General features: G+C 64.1%; 24 protein-coding genes and 1 pseudogene. 5 read left to right on the top strand and 20 right to left on the bottom strand.

Annotated elements, in window-relative coordinates; genetic code table 11:
* The first annotated feature begins 179 nt into the window (after window positions 1-179).
* The 3 genes from gad to AC5RU9_RS17260 all read left to right on the top strand — a co-directional run bounded on the left by gad (window position 180) and on the right by AC5RU9_RS17260 (window position 4,382).
* Entirely contained in the window at window positions 180-1,580 is a 1,401-nt protein-coding gene (gene gad / locus AC5RU9_RS17270; protein WP_494017390.1) for a glutamate decarboxylase, read from the top strand.
* A 21-nt stretch (window positions 1,581-1,601) separates the two neighbouring features.
* Entirely contained in the window at window positions 1,602-2,471 is an 870-nt protein-coding gene (locus AC5RU9_RS17265) for a class II glutamine amidotransferase (RefSeq protein ID WP_494017389.1), read from the top strand.
* A 159-nt stretch (window positions 2,472-2,630) separates the two neighbouring features.
* Window positions 2,631-4,382 carry an HNH endonuclease signature motif containing protein gene (locus AC5RU9_RS17260; protein WP_494017388.1) on the top strand — a complete coding sequence of 584 codons (1,752 nt, stop codon included), beginning with the start codon at window positions 2,631-2,633 and terminating at the stop codon, window positions 4,380-4,382.
* A gap of 147 nt (window positions 4,383-4,529) precedes the next feature.
* Here the strand turns inward: AC5RU9_RS17260 and AC5RU9_RS17255 are convergent, their stop codons facing one another.
* The gene (locus AC5RU9_RS17255) at window positions 4,530-5,717 is read right to left on the bottom strand and encodes a 4-hydroxybenzoate 3-monooxygenase (protein ID WP_494017387.1); all 1,188 of its coding nucleotides are present in this window, start codon (window positions 5,715-5,717) and stop codon (window positions 4,530-4,532) included.
* A 119-nt stretch (window positions 5,718-5,836) separates the two neighbouring features.
* Entirely contained in the window at window positions 5,837-6,574 is a 738-nt protein-coding gene (locus AC5RU9_RS17250) for an IclR family transcriptional regulator (RefSeq protein ID WP_494017386.1), read from the bottom strand.
* A 176-nt stretch (window positions 6,575-6,750) separates the two neighbouring features.
* Here AC5RU9_RS17250 and AC5RU9_RS17245 point away from each other — a divergent pair.
* Window positions 6,751-8,027, top strand: a pseudogene (locus tag AC5RU9_RS17245) (MFS transporter).
* Here AC5RU9_RS17245 and AC5RU9_RS17240 read toward each other — a convergent pair.
* The 3 genes from AC5RU9_RS17240 to AC5RU9_RS17230 form a co-directional block, all read right to left on the bottom strand.
* The gene (locus tag AC5RU9_RS17240) at window positions 8,024-8,314 is read right to left on the bottom strand and encodes an Hpt domain-containing protein (protein ID WP_494017542.1); all 291 of its coding nucleotides are present in this window, start codon (window positions 8,312-8,314) and stop codon (window positions 8,024-8,026) included. The pseudogene AC5RU9_RS17245 and the gene AC5RU9_RS17240 sit on opposite strands and share 4 nt — an antisense overlap.
* A 118-nt stretch (window positions 8,315-8,432) precedes the next feature.
* Window positions 8,433-9,143, bottom strand: a complete 711-nt coding sequence (locus AC5RU9_RS17235) for a signal peptidase I (protein WP_494017385.1) — start codon at window positions 9,141-9,143, stop codon at window positions 8,433-8,435.
* Window positions 9,144-9,302: 159 nt separating this feature from the next.
* Window positions 9,303-9,908 carry a TasA family protein gene (locus tag AC5RU9_RS17230; RefSeq protein WP_494017384.1) on the bottom strand — a complete coding sequence of 202 codons (606 nt, stop codon included), beginning with the start codon at window positions 9,906-9,908 and terminating at the stop codon, window positions 9,303-9,305.
* A 219-nt stretch (window positions 9,909-10,127) separates the two neighbouring features.
* On the opposite strand from AC5RU9_RS17230, the gene AC5RU9_RS17225 reads away from it, so the two are divergent.
* The gene (locus AC5RU9_RS17225) at window positions 10,128-10,883 is read left to right on the top strand and encodes a ZIP family metal transporter (protein ID WP_494017383.1); all 756 of its coding nucleotides are present in this window, start codon (window positions 10,128-10,130) and stop codon (window positions 10,881-10,883) included.
* Between the two features lie 33 nt (window positions 10,884-10,916).
* On the opposite strand, the gene AC5RU9_RS17220 is transcribed toward AC5RU9_RS17225, so the two are convergent.
* The 15 genes from AC5RU9_RS17220 to gcvT all read right to left on the bottom strand — a co-directional run bounded on the left by AC5RU9_RS17220 (window position 10,917) and on the right by gcvT (window position 25,229).
* The gene (locus tag AC5RU9_RS17220) at window positions 10,917-12,137 is read right to left on the bottom strand and encodes a hypothetical protein (RefSeq protein WP_494017382.1); all 1,221 of its coding nucleotides are present in this window, start codon (window positions 12,135-12,137) and stop codon (window positions 10,917-10,919) included.
* Between the two features lie 301 nt (window positions 12,138-12,438).
* Window positions 12,439-12,699, bottom strand: coding sequence for a GlsB/YeaQ/YmgE family stress response membrane protein (locus AC5RU9_RS17215; RefSeq protein WP_211712160.1), 261 nt, complete (start codon window positions 12,697-12,699; stop codon window positions 12,439-12,441).
* Between the two features lie 72 nt (window positions 12,700-12,771).
* Window positions 12,772-13,632: a serine/threonine-protein kinase gene (locus tag AC5RU9_RS17210; protein ID WP_494017381.1), complete on the bottom strand. Its 861-nt coding sequence runs from the start codon at window positions 13,630-13,632 to the stop codon at window positions 12,772-12,774.
* Window positions 13,629-14,030, bottom strand: coding sequence for a hypothetical protein (locus AC5RU9_RS17205; RefSeq protein WP_309992912.1), 402 nt, complete (start codon window positions 14,028-14,030; stop codon window positions 13,629-13,631). Before AC5RU9_RS17205 ends, AC5RU9_RS17210 begins: the two co-directional genes overlap by 4 nt.
* 80 nt (window positions 14,031-14,110) lie before the next feature.
* A complete protein-coding gene (locus AC5RU9_RS17200) occupies window positions 14,111-14,611 on the bottom strand; it encodes a MarR family winged helix-turn-helix transcriptional regulator (RefSeq protein WP_494017380.1) in 501 nt (166 codons plus the stop codon).
* 73 nt (window positions 14,612-14,684) lie between these two features.
* Window positions 14,685-15,758: an FUSC family protein gene (locus tag AC5RU9_RS17195; RefSeq protein ID WP_494017379.1), complete on the bottom strand. Its 1,074-nt coding sequence runs from the start codon at window positions 15,756-15,758 to the stop codon at window positions 14,685-14,687.
* Window positions 15,759-15,926: 168 nt separating this feature from the next.
* Window positions 15,927-17,180 (bottom strand): Ig-like domain-containing protein, encoded by a 1,254-nt coding sequence (locus AC5RU9_RS17190; RefSeq protein WP_494017378.1) that lies wholly within the window; start codon window positions 17,178-17,180, stop codon window positions 15,927-15,929.
* Complete coding sequence (locus tag AC5RU9_RS17185; RefSeq protein WP_494017377.1) at window positions 17,177-17,692, bottom strand: hypothetical protein; 516 nt, start codon at window positions 17,690-17,692, stop codon at window positions 17,177-17,179. Before AC5RU9_RS17185 ends, AC5RU9_RS17190 begins: the two co-directional genes overlap by 4 nt.
* A gap of 1 nt (window position 17,693) precedes the next feature.
* Entirely contained in the window at window positions 17,694-18,569 is an 876-nt protein-coding gene (locus AC5RU9_RS17180) for a COG1470 family protein (RefSeq protein WP_494017376.1), read from the bottom strand.
* Between the two features lie 122 nt (window positions 18,570-18,691).
* Entirely contained in the window at window positions 18,692-19,144 is a 453-nt protein-coding gene (locus AC5RU9_RS17175; protein ID WP_494017375.1) for a hypothetical protein, read from the bottom strand.
* 515 nt (window positions 19,145-19,659) lie between these two features.
* Window positions 19,660-20,667, bottom strand: a complete 1,008-nt coding sequence (lipA, locus tag AC5RU9_RS17170; RefSeq protein WP_309996322.1) for a lipoyl synthase — start codon at window positions 20,665-20,667, stop codon at window positions 19,660-19,662.
* 22 nt (window positions 20,668-20,689) lie between these two features.
* Window positions 20,690-22,090 carry an L-serine ammonia-lyase gene (locus AC5RU9_RS17165; protein WP_494017374.1) on the bottom strand — a complete coding sequence of 467 codons (1,401 nt, stop codon included), beginning with the start codon at window positions 22,088-22,090 and terminating at the stop codon, window positions 20,690-20,692.
* A gap of 210 nt (window positions 22,091-22,300) precedes the next feature.
* Complete coding sequence (gene glyA, locus AC5RU9_RS17160; protein WP_494017373.1) at window positions 22,301-23,620, bottom strand: serine hydroxymethyltransferase; 1,320 nt, start codon at window positions 23,618-23,620, stop codon at window positions 22,301-22,303.
* Window positions 23,617-24,000, bottom strand: a complete 384-nt coding sequence (gcvH, locus tag AC5RU9_RS17155; RefSeq protein ID WP_494017372.1) for a glycine cleavage system protein GcvH — start codon at window positions 23,998-24,000, stop codon at window positions 23,617-23,619. Before gcvH ends, glyA begins: the two co-directional genes overlap by 4 nt.
* Window positions 24,001-24,092: 92 nt before the next feature.
* Window positions 24,093-25,229: a glycine cleavage system aminomethyltransferase GcvT gene (gcvT, locus tag AC5RU9_RS17150; RefSeq protein WP_494017371.1), complete on the bottom strand. Its 1,137-nt coding sequence runs from the start codon at window positions 25,227-25,229 to the stop codon at window positions 24,093-24,095.
* Window positions 25,230-25,236 lie beyond the last annotated feature (7 nt).

The raw sequence follows: 25,236 nt of genomic DNA, 5'->3' as shown, positions 1-25,236 counted from the left end.
CCTACCAAAGCCCGCCGCCAGGCCGCCGCCAGTCACTCCAGACGCCTGTCATTGTGGGCGCAAGTGTTCGCGTGCCAGTGTTTGGGCATGCCGGCTTCCGCAGGTAGCGTGAGCCACAGACAGGTATTGCTCCGCCCCGCGCGGACCATTCCCGAGGACGAGCCCCTAGGAGCCAGCCCATGAGCAGATCCCATCGAACGTCACAGCGCGAGCCGAACAACGCCGTCGAACTCAATCCCCTGTTCAGCAGGCCCGGAGAATCAACCATATTTCCGCGCTTCACCATGCCAGAGGGTGAAGCCCTGCCATCCACGGCCTACCAGGTTGTCCATGATGAGGCGATGCTGGACGGAAACTCGCGCCTGAACCTGGCGACGTTCGTGGGGACATGGATGGAACCCGAAGCGTCCCAGCTGTACGCCGAGACGTTCGACAAGAACATGATCGACAAGGACGAATACCCTCAAACGGCACTCATCGAAACACGGTGCTGGCGGATGCTCGCGGACCTGTGGAACGCGCCGGATCCCGAAAAGAGCATCGGAACGTCGACCATTGGCTCCTCCGAAGCCTGCATGCTGGGCGGCCTAGCTTTGAAGCGTCGCTGGCAGCACGCCCGGCGCGAGGCAGGTAAGCCAACAGACAAACCAAACCTCATCCTCAGCTCAGCCGTCCAAGTGTGCTGGGAAAAGTTCTGCAATTACTGGGAGGTGGAGCCCAGGTTCGTTCCCGTCTCCGCCGAACACCCCATGCTCGACGGGCATGACCTGGACCGATACGTCGACGAAAACACCATCGGCGTCGTAGCCATCATGGGAGTCACCTACACAGGCGTCTACGAACCCGTCCGCCTCATCTCCGAGGCCCTCGACGACATCCAGGAACGCCGCGGCCTGGACATTCCCATCCACGTCGACGGCGCCTCCGGAGCCATGGTTGCCCCCTTCCTGCAGCCCCAGACGGTTTGGGATTTCCGGCTCCCGCGGGTTGCTTCCATCAACACCTCAGGCCACAAATACGGGCTGGTGTACCCAGGACTCGGCTGGGTTGTCTGGCGGGACGCCGCGGCACTGCCCGAGGACCTGATCTTCCATGTCAGCTACCTCGGCGGGGATATGCCCACCTTTGCCCTGAACTTCTCGAGGCCCGGCGCGCAGGTGCTGTTGCAGTACTACCTCTTTCTCCGGCTCGGCTTCGCAGGGTATCGGGCGGTGCAGGCGACCTCCCGGGACGTCGCGCTCTACTTGTCCAACGAGATCGGTGCCATGGATGCCTTCACGCTGTGGAGCGATGGTTCCGACATTCCCGTCTTCGCATGGCAGCTAAGCGACGGCCACACGGAGCATTGGAACCTCCACCACTTGTCAGAGCGGTTGCGGATGAATGGATGGCTGGTGCCGGCGTATCCCCTGCCCGACGGGTTAAGTGACGTCACGGTCCAAAGGATTGTGGTCCGTAACGGCTTCACTCGCGACCTCGCCTCGAGTTTCCTTGCCGACCTGAAGAAAGAGGTCGACTACCTGGACAGCCTCACCGCACCCATGCCTTCAGACAAGCAATCAGAAGGATTCCACCACTGACACTGTGAACAGGAGACACGCATGTGCCGTCTCTTTGGCCTCCATGCCGGCGCCCGACCGGTACGAGCCACCTTCTGGCTGCTGGATGCCCCGGACAGCCTGTCGGTGCAGAGCCGCCGGGAGCCTGACGGGGCAGGGATAGGGACGTATGACGCCGAGGGCGAGGCCCGCGTGGCCAAGCAACCGTTGGCCGCCTGGGAGGATCACGCCTTTGCACGCGAGGCGCGTGACCTGAAGAGCACCACGTTCCTGGCCCACGTTCGATACGCGAGCACCGGTGCGCTCACCATGGTCAACACCCACCCGTTCGAGCAGGACAACCGGCTGTTTGCCCACAACGGAGTGCTCCATGGGCTGGACGAACTCGACCGGCGGTTCACTTCCCTCGGCGTCATGGGCCTGGTGCAGGGGCAATCGGACAGCGAGCGGTTCTTCGCGCTGATCACTGCCGAAACCCGACGCGCTGGAGGGGATGTTGGCGAGGGCATTGTGCAGGCCGTCCGCTGGATCGCGCGCGAACTGCCCGTCTTCAGCCTCAACTTCATCCTGTCTACAGCGACCGACATGTGGGCGCTCAGGTACCCTGCCACGCACCCTCTGTATATGTTGGAACGGAATCCAGCCACGGCACCCGATCCTGGAACCCCGCTCGACGCCAGGAGCAAACGGATCAGCTCCCGCAGCACGGACCTTGCCCGATCCCCCCACGTCCTCTTTGCCACCGAACCCATGGACCACAATCCGCGGTGGCACCCCTTGTCGTCCGGGGAGCTGGTCCATGTTGGCGCGGACCTGGCCGTGACGTCCACAAAGCCCTTCGACGGCGACCCCGTCCGCCTCCTGACGCTCGCGGATCTTGAACCGTCAGCAGCGGCATCGCAGACACCGTAAATCGCCCGGGTCTACACCCGACTTGTAACGCTCGACGGCGACCTGCCGCCGTCGCGGGCTGGTGGTGGGTGGCTCGTGGTGCGGGGTCGTTGTTGGGGTTTTCCACATAGGCCGGAAAGGGGCTGATCTGGGGGAGGTTCGGCGTGACAGGGTTCTTGTATGGGAAGCAGCAGGCAGGCGGTGGAGCGGCGGACGGGTCCGTCCCGCGGCGATACGCTGTCGCTCGATTCTGGTAACGACCCGATGCGGGCCCTGTTCGAAGGTTCGACGGCGACCACGGACCGTGCCGCCGATCCGGGGGCGTCGCAGCCCGAGGTCTCACAGCTGTTGAACGGGTTGGATCCTGCGCACACAAAGCACGCCACCCTTGAACTGGCCGACGCGCTGGAGGACAGTGCGTCCGCTCTGGGGTGGCTGAGGGCGTCGGCTCCTGGGCAAGCACGGCTCCTGGGGCTTGTGGAGGCGGCGGATTTTGCTGGCCGGGTCGAGGAGCTTTCGCGGTCGTTGGAGTATTTGCAGGTGGTCGCGGCCCAGGCCGTGGAGCGGACCCGGAATGAAGCTAGAGGTGCCCAGTCCTCCGCCGACCCCGGCTGGCGCACCGGATGGACCGACGCCCAGGAAAACACCCAGGACCGGGATGTCACCAGCCAAGCCAGTGCTGCTGCTCAGGTTGTTCGGGTCGGGGATGCGGCCCTGCTCGATGACGGCTACGGGAACACGGCACAGTTCCTCCGCGCCCGATTGCGGATCAGTATCAGCGAAGCCCGCCGCAGACTCGCCCTCGCCGCCGAGGTCCTCCCCCAGCCCGGAATAGCCGGACAACCCCTCCCCGCCCGACGGGAAACGCTCGCCGACGCGATCGGATCAGCCCAAATACCCTCCCGCTCCGCCACGATCATCAGCACCGCCCTGGATAAAGTCCGGCACCTCACCGACACCGAAACCATCACCCGCATGGAACACGCCCTGACCAGAACCGCAACCGAAAGCGACCCGGACTTCCTCACCAAAACGGCCCAACGCTGGACCGACAGGATCGACCAAGACGGAACCGAACCCTCCGAAGAAGCCCTCCACCAACTCCAAGGCACCTTCCTCCGCCGCAGACGCCGCTACGGACTGCACCACCTCGAAATCTTCGCCACCACCGAACAATACGAAACCCTCACCACCGTTATGAACACCGCCACCAACCCCCGACACACCACCCAACTCACCAGCCAACCCACCGGCCCGGACCTGGACCGGCGCTCCCGGGCACAAAAACTCCTCGACGGCCTCGTCGGCGCCTGCAACCTCGCAATGACCACCGGCAAACTCCCCACCAACGGCGGACTCCGACCCCAACTCACCGTCACCATCAGCCACCAAGACCTCCTCGACCAACTCACGGGACACGACCAACCAGCCCCGCACACCCAGCCCCGTGGGACCGGCCCTGCCCTGCCTCCGCTCAACACCAGCACCAGCACACCATCGCTCGGCACCGGCACCGCGACGTTCACCGGCCCCCTCCACCCCAACACCATCCGCAAAATCGCCTGCGACGCCGACATCATCCCCGTCCTGCTCGGCACCGACTCCCGCGTCCTGGACATCGGCCGCACCACCCGGATCTTCCCACCCCACATCCGCAAAGCCATCACCGCCCGCGACGGCGGCTGCGCCTTCCCCGACTGCACCATGCCCGCACCCTGGTGCGAAACCCACCACATCACCTACTGGTCCCACGGCGGAACCACAGGAACAGAAAACGGAACCCTCCTCTGCTCCCACCACCACCACCTCATCCACAAAGAACAATGGACCATCACCAACACCAACGGCACCCCCTGGTTCATCCCCCCACCCCACATCGACCCCACACAAACACCCCGCCGCAACCACCACCACACACCCCTCAGAACATGAGGCTGACGGGGTTGGCGGCCGCCCAGGCAAACCCTATGGGCCACCTTCAGGTCGAGGGCAGTTAACGCAACAAGCGCCCGACTGTCGGGGAGCTCCAAAGGAGGCTTCCCGCCGTCGGGCGCTGCAGGTGGCGTGCCGGGTAATGCGTCAGCGTGAGGTCGGCCAGCCTGTGTACGACTCCGCGAGGTACGCCTTGGCATGCTCAGAGGTCACTACGGAGTGGAGCTCGCCGAGTTGGCGGGCGCGATCGAACTCGTCAGCGCCGGGCACGGTGTGCAGCATGGATGTCATCCAGTAGGAGAAGTGCTGGGCCTTCCACACCCGGTCCAACGCCCGGTCGCTGTAGGAGTCCAGCAGCGCGGTGGAGCCGTTGGAGTAGAAGGAGTCGAGACCTTCGAAGAGCACCTTGACGTCGTGGATGGCCAGGTTGAGGCCTTTGGCACCTGTAGGCGGGACCGTGTGCGCCGCATCGCCGGCGAGGAACAGGTTTCCGTGGCGCATGGGGGTATGGACGAAGCTGCGGAAGGGCAGGACCATCTTTTCGAGGACCGGTCCTTCCTTGAGCTCGAAGCCGTTGCCGTTGACACGCTTGCGGAACTCGGACCAGATGCGTTCGTCGCCCCAGTCGGCAACGTTCTCTTTGGGGTCGCACTGGAAATACATGCGCTGGACGGTCTCGGTGCGCTGGCTGATCAAGGCGAAGCCGTTTTCCGAGTTCGCGTAGATCAGCTCGTCTGCGCTGCGTGGGGCTTCGGCGAGGATACCGAACCATGCGAAGGGATATTCGTGGAAGTACCACTTGCGGTTCGCTTCAGGAATCTGGAATCGGCAGTGGCTTCGGGATCCGTCGGCGCCAACGAGGAAGTCCGCCTGAATCTCGAACTCCTGCCCGTCGGCATTGGTAAACCAGACTTTCGGCTTGCCTTCGAGGTCGTGCAAAGTGGTGTCCGTGACGCTGTAGTGGACGGCACCGCCGTCGGCCTCACGTCGGGCAGCCAGGTCCATGAAAACATCCGTTTGTGGGTAGAGCCATACGGATTCGCCCACAAGTTCCTTGAAGTTGATGCGGTGGCTTTCACCGTTGAAGCGCAGTTCGATGCCGTCGTGCCGGTCGCCTTCGCGAAGCACACGGTCGGACACTCCCGAGTCAACCAGCAGGTTCACTGTGCCATGCTCCAGAATGCCGGCTCGTACGGTTTCCTGGATTTCCTTTCGGCTGCGGATTTCCACCACGACCGATTCGATGCCCTGCTTGGCCAGAAGGTGGGAGAGCATGAGGCCTGCGGGGCCGGCTCCCATGATGGCCACTTGGGTTTTGATAGGCGTGCGTGCCATGGTTGTTCCTCGCTTCGTTGCGGATCCCGGCGTTTCTGCCAGGTGAATTGGTCTGGCATCAGTCTGGCCCCATCGACGTGATTGCCGTTACAACAATTCCGTTCAACGGAAATCGAGGGCTAGGCGAGTTGCCGGCCGATTCCACGGGCGGCAGTCTGAAGGGCCGGCACCAGCGCCTGGAGCCGCATCTCGGCCAGGGGCACTACGACCCCCAATGCGGCAACCGTCTTCCGCTTCCCGTTCATCACCGGAACGGCGATTCCCCACGTGTCCGGATCCACCACCCCAGCCAGTTGCGCGTACCCCTGTTGGGCGGCTTCGGCCAGGAGATGGCGCACGACGTCGGCGCTCACCTTCCCGGCTGGGTCGTTGAACTGTCGGAGGTACTCGGCCTGCAGCTCCCGGGACTGGTGCGACATCAGGGCCAAGCCGGCTGAGGAGATGTGCACGGGCATGCGACCAGCGATTTGCGCGCGGTTGGCCACCGACCCGCGGCGGGAGAGCCTTTCCACGAACAGCGCTTCCCACCCATCCAGGACAGCCAGGTTCACGTTCTGGTTGAGGACTTGCTGAATGTCCTCCATGAACGGCATGGCTGCCGTCCGGAGGGCCAGCGTGGGCGAATTCCGGTTGACGAGTTCCCACAGGCGCAATCCCAAACGGACCGTGCCGCCGGCCCCGAGGTCCAGAAGCCCATGGTGGGAAAGCTGACGGACCAGTCTATGGGCAGATGACAACGGGAGCCCCGCCCGATCTGCCAACTCCGTCAGCTGCAGAGTGGTGACACCCTCAGGGAATGCCTCGATGACCCGCACCACGCGGTCCACCACGGAATCCCCGGATGCGGAGTTAGCCACGATGCCATCCTCAGTTAGAGCCATCCAGAACAGAAAGCATCGAACGACGCCTTCCATTCAATGGTAGAACGTGTGCCAGACAACATTCCACGGTGATACAACTCTCATAACCGACCGGCCGTTCTGGCGGCTGGGACCATCATCAAAACGCACCACCACGACGTACCTAGGACGCTATGCCAACGATGCCATCTGCCCACCGCTCTCAATGGCCCGTTTGGCTGTGTTGGCTAGCCATGGTGCTGGACGGCTTCGACCTGGTCGTCCTGGGGACTGTCATACCCACACTCATCAAGACCGGGGAGTTGGGTTTTGATGCAGTCGGTGCCACCTTCGCCGCCACCATCTCCCTGGTGGGCGTAGGCCTGGGTGCGCTGTTCATCGCACCCCTCTCCGACACGTTCGGCCGCCGCAAACTGCTGATCGCATGCGTCGCCGGCTTCTCGATCTTCACCATAGGCGTCGCGTTCGCACCGAACGTGGCAGTTTTCTCAGTGCTGCGCCTCCTTGCCGGGTTGGGGCTGGGCGCGTGCCTTCCCGCCGCCCTGGCCTACATGAACGATTACGCCCCGGCGGGCTCAGCAGGCAAGTCCACCACCCGGACCATGACGGGGTATCACGTTGGCGCCGTCGCAACCGCTTTGCTGGCAATCCTGATCGTCCCGAACTGGCGGCTCATGTTTATCGTCGGCGGCGCTGCCGGCCTGGTCCTTCTGCCTTTCCTTTGGGCAAAGTTGCCCGAGTCCCTGCCCGAAGCAGCCCACGCCGCGTCCACCCCGGCTACCAAGGCCCCGGCCGCCGTCGTGCGTTCCGCTGAAAGCAGCCAGGCCGCACCCAAGACCGGTTTCCGTGACCTGCTGCAGAAGCCATACCCCCTGGTTGCCCTGGGAATCGGCATCGCTTCGTTCATGGGGCTGCTGCTGGTTTACGGGCTGAACACCTGGCTTCCACAGCTGATGGCCGCCGCCGGATACCCCGTAAGCACTGGCCTGACGCTGCTGTTGGTCCTGAACCTGGGCGCTGTTGCAGGCCTGTTCCTGGCCGGGTTCCTCGCCGACAAGCACGGAACCAAGAAGATCGTTTTGCTGTGGTTTGGATTGTCCGCGGTGCTCCTGGCAATCCTCAGCGTCAAGATCCCGAACGAATTCCTGCTCAATGCCGCCGTGTTCGTCACCGGCGTTTTCGTCTTCAGCTCCCAGGTACTGGTTTATGCGTGGGTCAGCCAGTTGTTCCCACCCCGGCTCAGGGGAACCGCGCTGGGCTTCGCCGCCGGCGTTGGCAGGCTCGGCGCAATCGTCGGCCCGGCAGTAACGGGAACTTTGGTTGCTGCCAACATCGCCTACCGGCGGGCTTCTACGTGTTCGCGATCGCCGGACTGCTGGCCGTTGCCGCCTTGGTCCTGGTGCCCCGCGAATTCAAAACCGCCGACCCAAACGTGCTCGCGGGTCGCTAACCCTGCCTCGGTGCCCGGGGCGTCCGGGGCGGCCGACACAGGGAGCTCTGCGCAGTGCCGAGCAGTTGCGGCCCCGCCGCAAAGCACCGGTCGGTTGAGAGTCGTAGCTCGGGCAGCGCCTGGACTGCGACGTCCAAGTGGTCTTCGCGAATCATCGTTTCAATGGCCCGGCACTGGTCTTCTGTCTCCAGGGCGCCCACCATTGCAGAGGAGATCTTGAGGCTCAGGATGGCATCCATGCTCGCCTCCCTGTCGCCTTGGCACAGCCCGGTGGAGATCCTCAGCATCCTTCCGGGCAACATCGACAGATAGGTCGAGAGCAAACGGAGCGCCGGCCGGGAGTCGCCCAACTCCTCGGCCAGCGCCTGCAGCCTGCACGGTTCCAGTGCGGGAATGCCCGGTCCCTCACTCACCGCTGGCCGCCTGCGGCTCGGCGGCGGCCTTCGGCGTCGGCTTGGTGCTGTCCTTGGTCCAGATGGAGGCGAGCATGCCGATCACCAGGATTGCCGGCGCGCCGTACATCAGGATGTTTCGAACCATGGGTTCGCGGAGCGCACGGATCGCGTTGCCCACGTACGGGATGGTTGCCACCTGCTTGTCCACGGTCTTGCCCTGCAAGGTGGCGATCCATGGATCGATGCCGTTGTTGGCGTCGCCCTTGGTCTGCACAGCCACGCCGCCATCGGCCGTTGCGGTGATTTCGGTGATGCGGTGGGTTTCCACCCGCTGGTCTTCAACCGGAATGTGGTAGGTGATGATGTCGCCAACTTTGACGTCGGCGATGGGGGTGGGGACCGTCACGACGACGTCGCCCGGGTTGATCAGCGGGGCCATGGAGCCGGTCAGCATGGTGGACGTCTGGTAGCCCAGCACCCGCGGGCCGATCGCAAGGAACAGGAACACCAGCGCCGCCAGGACCAGCATGCCGATGCCGACGGACTTAACAACCAGGCCCGCAACCCGACGGGCCCCGCGTTGGGTGCCTGCGGCACTCTCGACGGCGGCACTCGCGACGGCGGCACCCGGGGCTACGTGCTCGACGGCGGCACTCGGGGCGGCTTTCGCGGAACGCCGGCCGCGGAGGGCTGGGGTGGGGATGGTGCTCAGTGCGCTCATTGTCCTGGCGTTCCTTCCGGTAGGGGTTTCGTCTTCTGTTTCCCAGTGTGAATGGCATGGCTCAGGCTTGCTGCGGAAATTCCTCAAGTCTGGCTCAGGAAAAGCCGGCGGACCTGATCGGGCAGGGGGACGCCCGATCAGGCCCGGCGGGGCTTGTGGTTACTTGGTGGTTTCGGTGCGTTGGGTGCCGGTGAAGGAGAAGGCGATGGTGGAGGTGGCGCCTTGGAAGGTGTTGTCCGCGGTGGTGGGGAAGGCGGTGGTGACTTTGAGGTTGTCGGTCTTGGCGTTGGTCAGGGAAGTCAGGTTGTTCAGGACCTTGTTCGCGGCGATCACCGGTCCGGAGGCCAGGACGGTGGTTTTGGTGCCGGCGCAGGTGTAGGGGGCGGCCGTGCCGGTCCAGGCGACGGAGCAGTTTTCGATGCTCAGCTGGAGGCCGTTGGTGGTGTCGGTGGTGAGCAGGGACCCGGTGGCGCCGGCGGAGGTGGTGAGGGTGACGTTGTTCAGGTCTGAGTTTCCGGTGTTGGCCAAGGTGACGAGCTTTTCGACTTTGTCGCCGGGCAGCAGGCCGGCGACGGGGACGTTGAGGGTGTTGTTGGCGCCGGTGCCCAGGGCGATGGTGACGGTTCCTGCGGTGACGGCCTGTGAGGCTGAGGTGGAGGAGGTGAACGCGCCGTAGGTTCCCATGCCGGCGACGGCGGCTGCGGTGCCGACCAGTGCGACGGAGGCGAGGATCTTGCCGGAGGTGGTCTTGAGGCTGATGGCCATGGGAATCAGTGTCCTTTCGGTAGGCCACCGTGAGACCGGCCGGCCAGTTCGCGTCGGCCTGTTTGGCTGACAGGAATTACTTTGCCGGGCCACCCTCAAGAACCAATCCTGCAAACCCGCAACAGTCCCTCAGGAAAACCTCAAGACTTTTTGCAACTTCTAAGGCTCCTTATGAAACACTGCTTGATGCATATGGACCGGTGATGAAAGGGCAAGTCAATGCCGATGTGGTTGCAGGCCCTGATGTGGGGAACCCTGGCAGGCGGGGCCTTGGTCCTGGGCGCCGGTGTCGCGTGGATGTGGAAAGTACCCGCCAAGGTGGTGTCCACGGTCATGGCCTTCGGCGCGGGGGTCCTGATATCTGCACTGGCCTTCGAGCTGGTGGACGAGGCCGTGGACGGCGGCGGTTTGATCCCCACGGTCCTCGGCTTCCTTTTGGGCGCACTGATCTTTGTGGGCTCCAACGTATTGTTGGCCCGCGCGGGCGCGAAGCACCGGAAGCGTTCCAGCGAGCCACAGCCCAGCGAGAAGGACTCGCCCGGAAGCGGCACTGCTATCGCCGTGGGTGCGCTCATTGACGGCATACCCGAATCGGTGGTCCTTGGCGTGGGACTCCTGGCCGGTGGCGCCGTGAGTCCGGCGATGCTGGCCGCCGTCTTCATCTCCAATGTCCCCGAAGGCCTGTCCAGCACTGCAGGCATGAAGAAGTCCGGACGCAGCCCGGCCTACGTGTTCGGTACCTGGATTGGCATCGCGGTCTTCAGCGGACTTGCTGCCCTGGTGGGTTACACCGCCCTCGAGAACGCGCCTGAAACTGTGATCGCCTTCATTACAGCCATAGCAGCCGGCGGTATTCTGGCGATGCTGGCCGACACAATGATTCCCGAAGCTTTCGAGGAGCACCACAACCTGACCGGGCTGACGGCCGCCGTCGGGTTCCTTAGCGCCTTCACGATTCACCACGTCGGGGGCTGACCCTCCGGAATTGCTCCGGCGGCCGGCCCTGCCTCAGGCAGGCAGTAGTCCAAGCAACGGCAACGTGACCGCCGTCGATACCGCCATGGCGGCCGTGTTGCCAATGACCGGGTGGAAATCCGCGGGCAGCTTTGCGGAGAAAGCCCGGGCCAGGGGCGGTGCCAAAACTGCACCCAGGATCGCCCCGCCGACGACGCCGGACCAGGAGCCCCCCGTTGCGAGGACCGCCGCCGGGGCTACGGACACCACGGACGCATAGGTCGCGACCCAACCCTCGTCCCGGTACCAGCCCCGCCAGAGGACGACGCCGATGGCCGAGGTGAGCGCCTGCGCGAACAGGATGTGGGGAAGCAGGTTGGTCCCGTACGCCGGCAGCCCCGGGTTGAGGACATACGCCACGGCAGCCCCGGAAATCATGCCGGCGCTGGCGAGCCCCTTGGCGATGAAGTGGGTCTCCGTGAAGTCCCGGATGACCCGCCGCGCAGCCCACAAAGCGTCCCCGACGACCGTTCGGGGCAGGCCCGACGCCGGCAGGTTCCGTTCTGGTTGGAGGCCCGGCTCGCGCAGGTGAAGCCACGGCAATTGTCGCGCGACCAGGAACGCGAGGACGGACCCCCCGGACATCGCCAGGACGTTTGCCACCACAAGCGGCAGGCCAAGGGGGCTGGCGACGGTGGGGATGAAAATCAACGCCAAGGGCGTGACGGTGGCCGCACCGAGCACCGCGCCTGTGATGCACGTCCTCCACCCCGGCCCATAGAGGATCACCACGGCCGGGGCCACGCAAACGAAAGGCACGAACGTTGGCTGCCACCCGTCATCGAGCATCCATCCGAATGCCAGGTTGGACAGCAACAAACTCAGCGAAGCCGACGCAAGGATCCAAGGACCCAGGCCCCCACCTCGCTTGTCCCGGCCCCGCTCAACCCGGCCTCGCCGGCGGCCGATCCACCACGACAACCCGGCCCCGGCCAACAGTCCAAGGGCTGCGAGGTCCGACTTGTAGAAGAGCGGCTCAGTCATGTCTCCCAGGAACCACCTCGCAGCAGCCACCGGGGACTCCGCCGCAGCCTCGGCCCAGCCGGAGTAGCCGGGCCCAAGGTGCGCGGATCGCTGCCCCAACACCTGCAGGACCACAGCGAGGACGCCCATGATGGCGGTGACTCCGAAGGCGCCCACGGCTGTCCCGAAGATGCCGGGCTTGCGGGTCTGTCCCGGCCGCCCTTTGATGACGGCGGCGACTGAAGAGTGCATCGTTGGCCCTTAGCGTGCGGTGGGTGGTGACGTCGAGCAGCGTAGCCGAGCCCGGGGAGCCGCACCCAGCCGGGCTTGGACGGGAGAAATGTGACCGGCAGGGCCAGGACCACCCATGGTGGGACACTCGTCAGAAGTGGGTGATTTTTATCGCCGTCCCTCTCCGCGAGACCGGTTTCGGGGCCTGGCTCCTGGTCTATCTCGCGCTTCCCTGCCAGGCCAACAACGGCCGCCTAAAAGACCAGAGGCCCCGGCGCCTGCGTAGTGAAACGCGGCGACGGGGCCTCAGGCTGTCAGCCAGTTACGCCTTCTTGCGCGTAACCAGGCCCCAGATAACCAGGACGATCAGTGCGCCCACGATGGCCAGCAGCCAGGTGGACAGCGACCAGAACTCGTTGATGCCAACGTTGAACAGCGCGCTGCCGATCCATCCACCCAGGATGGCGCCAACGATGCCCAGGAGCAGCGTAGCGATCCAGCCGCCACCCTGACGGCCCGGCAGGATGGCCTTGGCAATGGCGCCGGCGATCAAACCCAAAATAATCCAACCAATGATTCCCATTTTTCATCTCTCTTTCGTGATTAGGTCCCAGTTCGGCATGAGAGCGCACGCCGCTATCGACCTGATTGATGGCTACCAGCTGAGCCGTCGGAGCATACCGACGGTTTGGCTGGCAGACGGTCTACCCGCCGGATCGGGGTCTGTCATGGCATGAAGCACCATGGACCAGCGCCGCCGTACCGTGCCGGGAATTCGGGGTTCCCCCAGGGTCCTTGCAACCATGGACTCGAGGGGAGGGCCAGGAAAGGCTTTTGTGCCGGTGAGGCATTCGAGGGCAACCAATCCCAGCGAATAGATGTCACTGGCAGCAGTTGACGTGCCCCCGCAGACTTCTTCCGGGCTCAGGTAATGTGGCGTCCCGGACGAGGAGCTCGGCGCGGAATGCCGTCCGTTGAGGGCAATGCCGAAATCGGTCAGCTTGGCCACGCCTACACCGTCCGGGTCACCAGCGAAGTCCACCAGGATGTTGCCGGGCTTGATGTCGTTGTGGACAATCCCGCGTCGGTGAAGGAACGTCAGCGCCCTTGCGATTCCGCTCATCCACTCCATTGCTTGCCGTGGAGAGGCCGGCCTTTGGTCGAGGAGGGTCCGCAGGTCCTGGCCTTTGATCAGTTCCATCACAAGATAGTTGTGATGGCCATGGACGTCCTCGCCCCCGGTGGTTCCGGATGAGACCACCTTGGCGATGTTCTTGTGGCGCAACGGACCGTGGATGTCCAGTTCGCGGCGAAACGGGGCGTCGTTGGCCGGTTCCGTGGCCCTGAAGATCTTGATGGCCACAGTGGTGCCTGCCTGGAGGTCGAGAGCTTCCTTGACGTAGGCTTCGGATCCCCCACCCAACTGCTTGCCGAGCCGATAGCGTCCTCCAAGGACGACGTCGGAAGGTGCGGCCCCGCGATCAACGCGGACGGCCGCCGTATCCATGAGCGTCATTGGAGGAGCTGTTCAATCTCAGCGGCGGGCACGCCTGCCACCTCGGCGAGGGCAAGCGGGTTGACTCCGGCGTCAACGGCCTTCTTGAAGGCCAGCGCCAAGGTGTTCTGGGATATTGCGAGCTCATGCTGCAGGCTTTGCCGCCGAAGGGCTGCGATCCAGACCCCGCTCACGGGATCGACGGCGTCGATGTCCATCCGGAAGCCGCAACCGCAGGCCCATTCCGGCCAGATCGGCTCGACGGAAACCCATTGCATCGAATCGAAGGTAGGCCCGGCGGAAATCGCCATCCGTGAACCACAATGTACGGGACCCGCAGGAATGACCTGTTCCGTGATGACGTCAACGTCATTCTCAGCGACTGGTGTGGAGCTTGGTTCACGCAGCGCGATTGTCATCGTCTTGTCCCACACATTCACTAGTAAGTAGCTTGGCTATCTAGTTATATGTGTACTTATCAATTATGTCCAACTGTGCGTCAGGAAGAGGAGACGCTGTCGATCGCCTTTCGCATGCGCCGAAGGAACTCAACCACCACTGCGGAGTCTTTGCTGCTCAGCGTTTCAGCGGCCTCCATCATGCGCGAATGCATGTCGCCCAGGGTGCTGCGGACCTCCTGGTCCGACCCCGGAGTCGGGCGCAGAATAAGGGCTCGACGATCAGTTGGGTGCGGCTCTCGGGTTACGTAGCCGGACCTCACCAGGCGGTCCACCAGTGACGTCATGGAGGCCGAGGTCACCCCCAGCCGTACCGCCAACTCCTTCGGGCCCACCTCGCGGCCGGCACGCTCGGCTTCAAGCAGGTACCGCAACGCCAACAGGTCGGTTTCGCCCATGCCCATCGAGGCACGCGTCCGGCGCCGCATGTCAGCTTCGGCCGTCCGGTAGTCCCTGAGTGCGTTCAGGACGTCCACCGCGCCCATCTGCTTGCGGCTCTCCAGCCCGTACCAATATCCCTTGCGTTCGTCCTTGTCGCTCACACCAGTCCTTTGGTAGACATGTATCTCGCTTGTCTAACCAGTTGATACTAATCCATGAAGCGAATAAACCGGATCAGGCTTCGCTCAGGGCGGCTTGCCGCACCCGGACACGGCGCCACACGGCCGGTGCCACAACCACTGCCACACCCACAGCTGCACCTATGACGGTTTCGATGATGCGGTCCCGGAGGAGCAGGCCCGGGTCCACCGGCGCTGCGAGGAGCGTGGCAATCAGCGCCAGCGGGGTGACGAAAAGCTGTGCAATGAAGTACTGCCTGGCTATGAACATCTCCGCACCAAACTGGCACGCAGCTATCACCAGCACCATGGCCCACGGCGCCGGGTTGAGCCACAGGATGCCCGCGAGCAACACCAGGCCCACCATGGTTCCCGCGATTCTCTGGATACCTCGGCTCACCCGATGCCGGGTCGAATGGCCTACCAACGGCACCACCGCCGCCACCATGGCCCAGTATGTGTGGCCAAATCCGAGCCGCTCCCCCACCAACGTCGCGATGGTCCCGGCCAGTCCAGCTGCTATGAGGTAGCCCCCTCCTTCAAGCCAGATGGCCCGGCGTTCGGCAGGTGTGTGGCGGATGCGCGGGGGGCGTTTCCATGGCGTCCGATGGCTTTTGACCACACGCGCCGACATGCCCACCAACAGGCAGAAGCCGGTGGTCAGGACTGCCACCAGCATCGCCTCCCACAAGGGCGGCTGGGTGGGAATCGAAGCGATCGCAGCAAAAGCAAAAATGTGAAAGAGGGAGCCTCCGGGACGGAGGCGCCAGGCAGCTACCACCACGGAGCAGGCACCAGCCACAACGGTGGTGGCGACGATCAGGAGCCAGGAATACGCGGTAGCATCGAGGCCCCAGGCATGCTCCCCCCGGGCTATCAACGTGGCGCAAAGAATGATGAAAAGCATGAAGCCGCCGGCCCGCAGTTGGCTCCGGAAACGCACGCTATGCGGTTCATTGCGGCCATAAATTCCGGTGAAAGCCCCGAACGACGCAAACACTGCCAGATCCAGTCGACCCAGCAGCGTCAACGCGATCAGTGGCACGAACACGCCTACGGCGCAGCGAAGGGCGGGATGGTGGTCCTTGTTTCCCGGACCCATCGTGAACATTTCCGCTACAGCCTTCAAGGGGCGGCTCGCCTTTCGTCGCAGGATCAAACGTACGACGGCGGCGCTGGCGTCCGCTTCAAGGTTACGCTCCGAGCGCTGGCCTACTCAGGGATCAGGCACAGATAGTGCCCCTCATCACTTTGAGGGGCACTATCTGTGACGTACTGCTGTGGATCGATGGAGGGATCAGAACCGGGAGGGTGCGCCGTTTACCCCACCGGGGACAATCGGGTTGGTTGCGAGGTCGGTCATGCCCGATCCTGGGGTGTAAGTGGGGAACACTGAGGTTGAAGTAACTGTCTTGTCCCCGGCTATGTTCCCTCCTCCGAGGGTGATGGTCAGTGTCCCGGATGTCTGGGTGGGAGTCCACGCCAGGATGGAGGCGTTGCTTCCGTTTCCAGAGAACGTCATTCCCGTCGAGGTGTAGATAGCTCCAAGCGCTACCTTTCCGACAGTGCATCCGTTGCTGGTGACTGTGAGGTCGTTGGCCGCGGAGACTGCCACCGTCACAACTCCGTTGCCACTGAGCGACTGGGCCGTGTTGGTGGTCCACGCCGTGCAGATGGAGCTGGCGGTGAGCGGTTCGGAGAACGTCAGGGTGACCTTGTCGCCGGGAGCCATGATTCCGCTGCCGGCGGTACCGCCACCGTTGATCAACTGCACCCCCGTGACCGTGGGAGATGAGACGTCCTTGGTTGATGTCGTCGTGCCCGCCGGTCCCGTATTACCCGCCGCGTCAGTTGCCTTGGCGGAGAACGTGATGGTGCCCGGGTTGAAGGCCGTGAGGTTCAACGGTGCAGCGTTCCAGTTACCGGCGCTACTGGTGGTGGCGTTTTGGGTAACGGGCCCGGCCCCGCCGCCGGTGATGGTGAGGACCACTGTTGAATTGGCCTCCGCGGTGCCACCAACAAGGAAATTGGTGACGTTGCCCTGATGGACGTAGGTGGGAGCCGTGATCACGGGAGCTAGTGGCGGCGTAGTGTCGGTGATGGGTGTCGTACCAACGCTGCGTGCGCTCTCAGCGCCCTGCCAGAGGGAGAGCAGGGGCGTCACTGTGTAGTACCAGGTCCCCGCAGGAACACTGGTTTCAACGCAACTCAGTCCTGCGATGGCGGCACTGCAGCCACCGGTAGCCGCAACCTTGGTTCCGCCGGTTGCTGTCCCATAGCGGGCGATGCTGTAGCCGCCCACGGGCCGTCCTGCCGCCGTCGTACTTGCCGTCCAGGTGACGGTGACGTTGGCGCCGGAAACCGTGGTGGTGGGCTTGGCGCCCTGGGCTACGGCGTCTGCTTTTGCGGAGCCGGAGCCGGAGCCCAACGAGCCCCAGAACGCGCTGGCTGCCGGACCGCCCCACGAGACGAGGAGGATTCCCACGACGATCAGGGCAAGACGGTTCCACCTGCCGAAAGCGGTGACGGGGACAGTGCGGTGCCGGTTCACTTCCGTACCTCCAACGTGACGGGAACACCGAATTGGGCTCCTTGGCAGGCGGACAGGGAGGTGGCGGCCATCGATGCCGCGCCTTGCAGAGTGAGCAGGATTGAGCTGCTCGCGGGAATGGTGACCGGAGGCGTCAACGGTGCCGGCGGTGGTGTAAAGGTGACACCCGTGGTGGTGCAGCCGGAGTGGGCTGCGTCGGCGGTCACGGGACCGTTGCCGGAGACGCCGTAGATGGTCACCGGATGGGGGTTGGGGTTGCTGGCCCGGAGAATGACGTCGGCGGTTCCGCCGGGCACCAAGCTGGTCTGCAGGGTATCGCCCGGGACGAGTGCGTCCACCGTGACGGTCTGCATGGTGCCGTTGGTTGCCGCTCCGGAACCGGCACCGGTAGTTGCCCAGTAAGCGTAGGCGGAACCTGCGCCGCCCAGTAGGCAAAGCGCCACGGTGGCCGCCGCCGTTCGTGCCAGGCGCCCGGTGCTGGGGGTGCGCGGGATTCGGACTGTCGTCTTCATGTCAGTTCGCCTGTCCCGTGCCTGTGTAGGTGAGCTGGAGGGTCGCGCCTTTGCAACCGTCCTGCAGTTTGTTGGTATCGAGCATCTTGATCTGGGGCCATTTCGCTTGAGCCACGCCAAGGCCTGACAGGGAGCGGGTGCCGGGTTCCACGGTCAACGGGTACGCGCCCGAGTACTGGGTGAGTTGATAGTCCGCAGTCGTGCAGGGAAGGTTGGCCGCCACAGCTGCGGAGGTCCGGACCACCTGGGTGATCTCCACCGACAGGTTCGTCACCGCGATGGCCTTGTTCTGCGGGTTGGAGATCTGGAGGTCCACGGAGCGGGAGACGCCGGGGGCGAGCAGCCCGTTCACCGACCCCGTAACGCCGAAGGTCCGTTTGACTTCCAGGACCTGCAACTGGCCGGGCGCCGCGTTGGACACCGTTGTTCCGCCGGTTCCCTTGACCGTGAAATCCGTCTTGGCCACTGGAGTAGTGGGGGAGGTCGAAACGGTGAGGGTGGTCTGGGCGGTGCTCCCGGAGGTGAGGTTAACCGACGACGGCGCCGCGCTGGCTGTCGCTCCAGCCGGCAGCCCGGTCACTGCCAACGTCACCGGACCGGTGAAGCCTCCCGTTGAGGTGGCAGACACCGTGAAGGTTGCGGACTGTCCCTGGTCGACGGTGCGGCTCGATGGGGACAGTGCCACGGTGATCCCCTTGACGGTGGCTGCGGCGCCACCTTGGCTGGCGCTTTGTCCGTTGCCTTGTCCATTGCCGTGCCCGTTGCTGGCAGCCAGGGCCGCAACGGGTATCACGGCGACCACCAGTGCGAGCAGCAGGGCACGGAGTGGAATTCCAACTCGCTGGAATGGTGCGGTGCGCTGTGGCCGGTGGTCCATGGAGGCTCTTTTCGGACGATAGCTTGGGTGCGTTGGAGGCAGCTTGGGTGCGTGGAAGACGTTGCGGTGAAAGGGTGAGCCGGGGGCCGCCGTGTGAAACGTGGCCCCCGGCGCGTGACGGCCTAGAGGCTGCCGACGTTGACCGTAACGATCGCGGACTTGCAGGCGTCCTGGTTGACCGCGGCGTCGTTGAACTTCAGGACGCCACTGCCTACGGGTGTTCCGGTGGCGCCGGCGGCCACGGGGCTGTTCGTCGTCACGGCCGTGACCTCGAACCAGGCAGGAAGGCAGCCCGCCACGTTGGTGGTCACATTCGCGCTGAGGGTCCCCACCACGGTGCTGGACGTCGTCGAGTTGTCAGCGGTGTAGGAAACCGGGACGGAGTTACCTGGAGCGAGTCCGCCTGCGAAGGTCGCGTGAAGGGCGACGGTACCGCCGCCGGCCGAGTTGGTAGCCGCGCCGCTGCCCGAACCTGTGGTGGTCCAGTAGGCGTAAGCGGCTCCGCCACCCACCGCCACCAATGCGACGCCTGCGACTGCAGCGGTGACCCGGCTCTTCTTGGAAAGTTTGCGCATGATGTAACTCCTTGGTTGATCGGTACCGGGAGCCGCTGGGCAACCCCCACCATCCGGCCGAGGGTGGCGGATGAAGCGATGCCACCTATGCTTCAGGCCGGGCACGTCCGGCCGCTAGGGTCCGGTGTACGCCTCTTTTTCATCCGAACATGGCACTCGAGATACCCACACGCATCATGCAGGTACTCAGTTTTGGGTGGCCGACTACTTGGCGCCCCTCGCCCGATTGCTGGCAGGGCAAGGGCCCGGTACCCGCTTCCGGCAGGAGCTGTCCAAGGGGTGGACAGGGGCCCGGCATCCTCCTCGGGATGGCCCTCGAGCGTGAGTGCGCAAAGATTGTGGCTGTCTTGAGCAAAAACTGCGCTGGTGTTCGAACGTTTTTCCCCACCGCTGCCGCACTACTCCCCCAAGTCAAGGAACCTCAGCGGCCTTAAACGACCACGACGGCGGTCCGGTCACCTCCGGAGAGATGACCAGACCGCCGTCGTACGTCTTTAGCGCTGGGCGGCAGGTGGTTAGCTGTGGGCGGCGAGGATGGTGGAGGCTTCCTGGCGGGTGGTGCCGGAGGACTCGATGTGGGCCAGGGCGGCCGGGATTTCCCAGCCCTTCTTGCGCATCGCGGTGGCCCAGAGACGCCCGGCCCGGTAGGAGGAACGGACCAGGGGCCCGGACATGACGCCGAGGAAACCGATCTCCTCGGCCTCGTGCTGGAGGTCCACGAACTCCTGCGGCTTGACCCACCGGTCCACCGGCAAGTGCCGCTCCGAGGGGCGCAGGTACTGGGTGATCGTGATCAAATCACACCCGGCGGCGTGCAGATCCCGGAGGGCTTCGGAAATCTCTTCACGGGTCTCGCCCATGCCCAGGATCAGGTTGGACTTGGTCACCATGCCCAGATCCCGGCCCTGGGTGATGACATCCAAGGACCTCTCGTACCGGAACGCCGGCCGGATCCGCTTGAAAATCCTCGGCACGGTCTCGACGTTATGCGCGAACACCTCGGGCTTGGAATCGCAGATCGCCGCGATGTGCTCGGGCTTGCCGGAGAAGTCCGGGATCAGCAACTCCACCCCGGTGCCCGGGTTCAGTTCGTGGATCTTCCGCACCGTTTCGGCGTACAACCAGACACCCTCATCGGCCAGGTCATCACGGGCCACACCGGTCACCGTGGCGTAGCGCAACTGCATGGCCTGCACCGAGCGGGCCACCTTCGTGGGTTCGAACATGTCCACCGGGGAGGGTTTGCCGGTATCGATCTGGCAGAAATCACAGCGCCGGGTGCACTCGGACCCGCCGATCAGGAACGTCGCTTCCTTATCTTCCCAGCACTCGAAAATGTTCGGGCAGCCGGCCTCTTCACAGACCGTGTGCAACCCTTCCTTCTTCACCAGGTTCTTGAGCTGGACAAACTCAGGACCCATCTGGACCTTGGCCTTGATCCACTCAGGCTTACGTTCAACCGGTACCGCCGCGTTACGCTGCTCAACGCGCAGCAACTTACGGCCTTCAGGTGCGAGTGTCATGACGTTCCTTCGTGTTGATTCTTCAGCATTCGACGACGTTGACGGCGAGGCCGCCCATCGCTGTTTCTTTGTACTTGTGGGACATGTCCTTGCCCGTTTCACGCATGGTCACGATCACCTCGTCCAACGAGACCCGATGCGTCCCGTCACCCCACAACGCCATCTTTGCCGCGTTGATCGCCTTCGCCGCAGCAATCGCGTTCCGCTCAATGCACGGGATCTGCACCAACCCGCCAATCGGATCACACGTCAACCCCAGATTATGTTCCATCGCGATCTCCGCCGCGTTCTCGACCTGCCCCGGGGTACCACCCATCACCTCAGCCAGGCCCGCGGCAGCCATCGACGACGCCGACCCCACCTCGCCCTGGCAACCCACCTCAGCACCCGAAATGGACGCCTGCTCCTTATACAACACACCCACCGCACCGGCCGCGAGCAGGAACTTCACCACCACATCATCCCGGTCCTGCTGAGTGGCCTTGTCCATGCCCGGGGCGTAATTCAACGCGTAATACAACACCGCCGGAATAATCCCCGCCGCACCATTGGTCGGAGCCGTCACCACCCGGCCACCCGAAGCGTTCTCCTCATTGACCGCCAACGCGATCAGGTTCACCCACTCCTGCCAATACTTCGGATCGTTCCGGTCCTTATCCTCCTTCAGGAGCCGCTCCAGCCAATCCGGTGCACGACGCCGGACCTTCAAACCACCCGGCAACACACCCTCACGCTTCAACGAGGTCTCAACACAGGCCTCCATCACCGACCAAATATGCAGCAAACCCTCCCGGATCTCCTCCTCGGACCGGGACGCCCGCTCGTTAATGAACATGATGTCGCTGATCCCCAACCCCTTGGACGCGCACCTGCCCAACAACTCCGCCGCCGTCCTAAACGGCAACGGCAACTCCTTCTTGGACTCCTCCAACTCAGCCTGCGCCGCGTTCTCCTCACCCTCACGGACAATGAACCCACCACCGACCGAAAAGAACGTCGCCTCCTTCAGCACATTGCCCCCGGCATCAGACACAGCAAACCGCATCCCATTCGTATGCCGCGGCAAAACCGTCAAAGGGTGCATAACCATATCCCCAACGCCGTACTCCAAGAGCACTTCGCCCGCGAGGTTGAGCTTGCCTGTTTCCTCGATTGACGCCAACCGCTCCTCCACCTCATCGGGCAGGATCAACTCCGGCTCGTAGCCCTCCAAGCCAAGCAGGGTCGCAGTGAAAGTACCGTGGCCTTTACCGGTAGCTGCCAACGAACCGTAGAGATCAACGCGCAACCCTGCAACAGAAGACAGCACACCGGATTCACGAAGTTCCCGGGCGAACACCGCCCCGGCACGCATCGGGCCCACCGTATGCGAACTCGACGGGCCAATGCCCACGGAGAACAAATCGAAAACACCAACAGCCATGGCCGTGATCCCTTTCAGGGAGGAGAAGAAGACAAACAAGAAGGTGGGGCCGGACCAAATCCCGAGCCAAGGCTGGCCCGGCCCCTTTGGGGCGCCGGCGTCCGGAAGCGTGCGTCCAAGGGAGCGTCACGTCCGTCAGCGGGCGTCTTCGCGACCGAGCACGCGGAGGACGTCGGCGCCCCAACGGCCGAACCCGACCGACATGCGCCACTACGAGAGGTTCGCAACTCCCGGGTACAACGGGTGCGCCTTCGCAAGGGCATCGACGCGGTGACGCAACCCGGAAAGGTCCGCATCGGCGTCGGCCATGAGGGCTTCCGCGATGATGTCCGCGACCTCCCGGAACGCGGCCTCCCCGAACCCGCGGGTTGCGAGCGCGGGGGTGCCGATCCGCAATCCGGAGGTGACCATTGGCGGGCGCGGGTCGAAGGGGACTGCGTTGCGGTTGACGGTGATGTCGATCGCGGCGAGGCGGTCTTCGGCCTGCTGCCCGTCGAGTTCGCAGTTACGGAGGTCCACCAGCACCAGGTGGACGTCGGTTCCACCGGAGACGACGCTGATGCCCTTGGCGGCAACGTCCGGCTGGACGAGGCGCTCGGCGAGGATCCGGGAACCGGCGAGGACGCGCTCCTGACGCTCACGGAATTCCACCGAGGCGGCGATCTTGAACGCGACAGCCTTGCCCGCGATGACGTGTTCCAGCGGTCCGCCCTGCTGGCCCGGGAACACGGCCGAATTGATCTTCTTGGCGATGTCGGCGTCGTTGGAGAGGATGATTCCGCCGCGCGGACCGGCGAGGGTCTTGTGCGTGGTGGAGGTGGTGACGTGGGCGTGCGGAACCGGGGACGGGTGCAGACCAGCGGCCACCAGGCCAGCGAAGTGCGCCATGTCCACCATCAGGTACGCGCCAACGGAGTCGGCGATCCGGCGGAATTCAGCGAAGTCCAGCTGCCGCGCATAAGCGGACCAGCCAGCCACGATCAGAGCCGGCTTGTGCTCCTGCGCCAGGCGTTCCACTTCGGCCATATCCACCGTGTGGGTGTCCTCGCGGACGCCGTACGGGACCACGTTGTACAGCTTGCCGGAGAAGTTGATGCGCATGCCGTGAGTCAGGTGGCCACCGTGGGCGAGGTTGAGGCCCATGATGGTGTCGCCGGGCTTGATCAGCGCATGCATCACCGAAGCGTTGGCCTGCGCACCGGAGTGCGGCTGCACGTTCGCGTATTCGGCGCCGAACAGCGACTTGATGCGGTCGATGGCGAGTTGCTCGATCACGTCAACGTGCTCGCAACCGCCGTAGTACCGCTTGCCGGGGTAGCCCTCGGCGTACTTGTTGGTCAGCACCGAGCCCTGCGCCTGCATCACGGCAACGGCCGTGTGGTTCTCGGAGGCGATCATTTCCAGGCCGTCACGCTGGCGACCCAGTTCGTCGTCGATCTTGGCCGCGATCTCCGGATCCAGTTCGGAGAGCTGGGCATCCAACGACGCCGACACAACCTGCTGGTATTCAGTAACAGTTACAGGGTTCACAGTTCTCCACCGTTCGTTGCAGCGTATTCTTCGGCCGACATGAGCGGCCCTTCCTCGGTGGCGGCCACCTTGAACAGCCAGCCAGCACCATAGGGATCGTTGTTGATGAGGGCCGGATCGCTGACAACGGCGTCGTTGACCTCGGTGACCTCCCCGGTGACGGGCGAGTACAGATCGGACACGGACTTGGTGGACTCCACCTCGCCACAGGTTTCTCCTGCGGTCACAGTGGATCCAACCTCGGGCAGGTCCACATACACAATGTCGCCCAGCGCGTCGGCTGCGACCGCGGAGATCCCAATCCCAACCGGTCCGCCGCCATCAGCGGCAACCCACTCGTGCTCAGCCGAGTATTTCAATTCAGCAACTACCTTGCTCATTCCAACTCCTTCTCTCACTAACTGAAAACTTTTCAAGATCACCCGCGGCAGGTCGACAAATCAAACAGCGCAGCAGCCCCTGCGGTGCCGGGCTACTTGGAGCGCTTGTAGAACGGCAGCGGCACAACTTCGAACGGTTCGGCTTTGCCGCGGAGATCGACGTCGACGATCGTTCCCGGCTCTGAATGCTCGACGTCGACATACGCCAAAGCGACCGGGTAACCGAGCGTCGGGCTTGGCTGTCCTGAGGTCACCTCACCGATCAGTGAACCGTCCTTGAGGACCGAATAGTGGCCCCGGGCGGCACGACGGCCGGCGCCCTTGAGCCCCACGAGCTTCTGGCCGAGCGTGGATCCGACACCTGCAGCCTTGATGGCGGCGAGTGCTTCCCGGCCAACGAAATCGCTTTCCTTGGCCAGCGAAACCACGGGCCCCAGGCCGGCTGCGTAGGCATTCACATGGCGCGAAAGCTCGTTCCCGTAGAGGGGCATGCCGGCTTCAAGGCGCAGGGAGTCACGGGCGGCCAGCCCAGCCGGGATGAGCCCCTGGCCTTCTCCGGCTTCAAGGAGGGCTTCCCACAGCCCGGCAGCGTCCACGTTCGGGACATAGATCTCGAAGCCGTCTTCGCCGGTGTAGCCGGTCCGCGCCAGCAGCAGGGCCTGCCCGTTGATGCTCACTTCCACGGCCGCGTAGTACTTCAACTCGGTGACCAGCGCGTGCTGTTCCGTGGGGACCAGCTTCAGGAGGATGGCTTCGGCGTTCGGTCCCTGCACGGCAATCAGCGAGGTTTCGGCGGACGCGTCCTCAACGGCAACGTCAAAACCGGCCGCGCGCTTAAGGAGCGCCAGGGCGACGGTCTTGGCGTTGCCCGCGTTGGGGACCACCAGGTACTGGTCCACGCCTTCTTCGGGCGAGGGGCGACGGTAGGTGATGAGGTCATCGATGATGCCGCCGTCGGCGTCGCAGATGAGCGAGTACTTGGCTTTGCCCACCGCGATGGCTGACAGCTTGCCCACTAGCGCGTAGTCCAGGAACGCAGCGGCTTCCGGGCCGGTGACCCAGACTTCGCCCATGTGGGAGAGGTCGAACAGGCCGGCGGACTTACGGACTGCGTGGTGCTCCGCGAGCTCGGACTCGTATTTCAGTGGCATCTGCCAGCCGCCGAAGTCCGTGAAGGAGGCGCCCGCCTTTTTGTGCTGCTCGTACAGAGCGGTGTAGTTCTCAGGCATGTCAGGA

This window comes from Arthrobacter sp. B0316-5-4, from assembly GCF_059090325.1.
The sequence above is the reverse complement of the archived record's forward strand: the minus strand, read 5'-3'. Positions and strand labels throughout refer to the sequence as shown.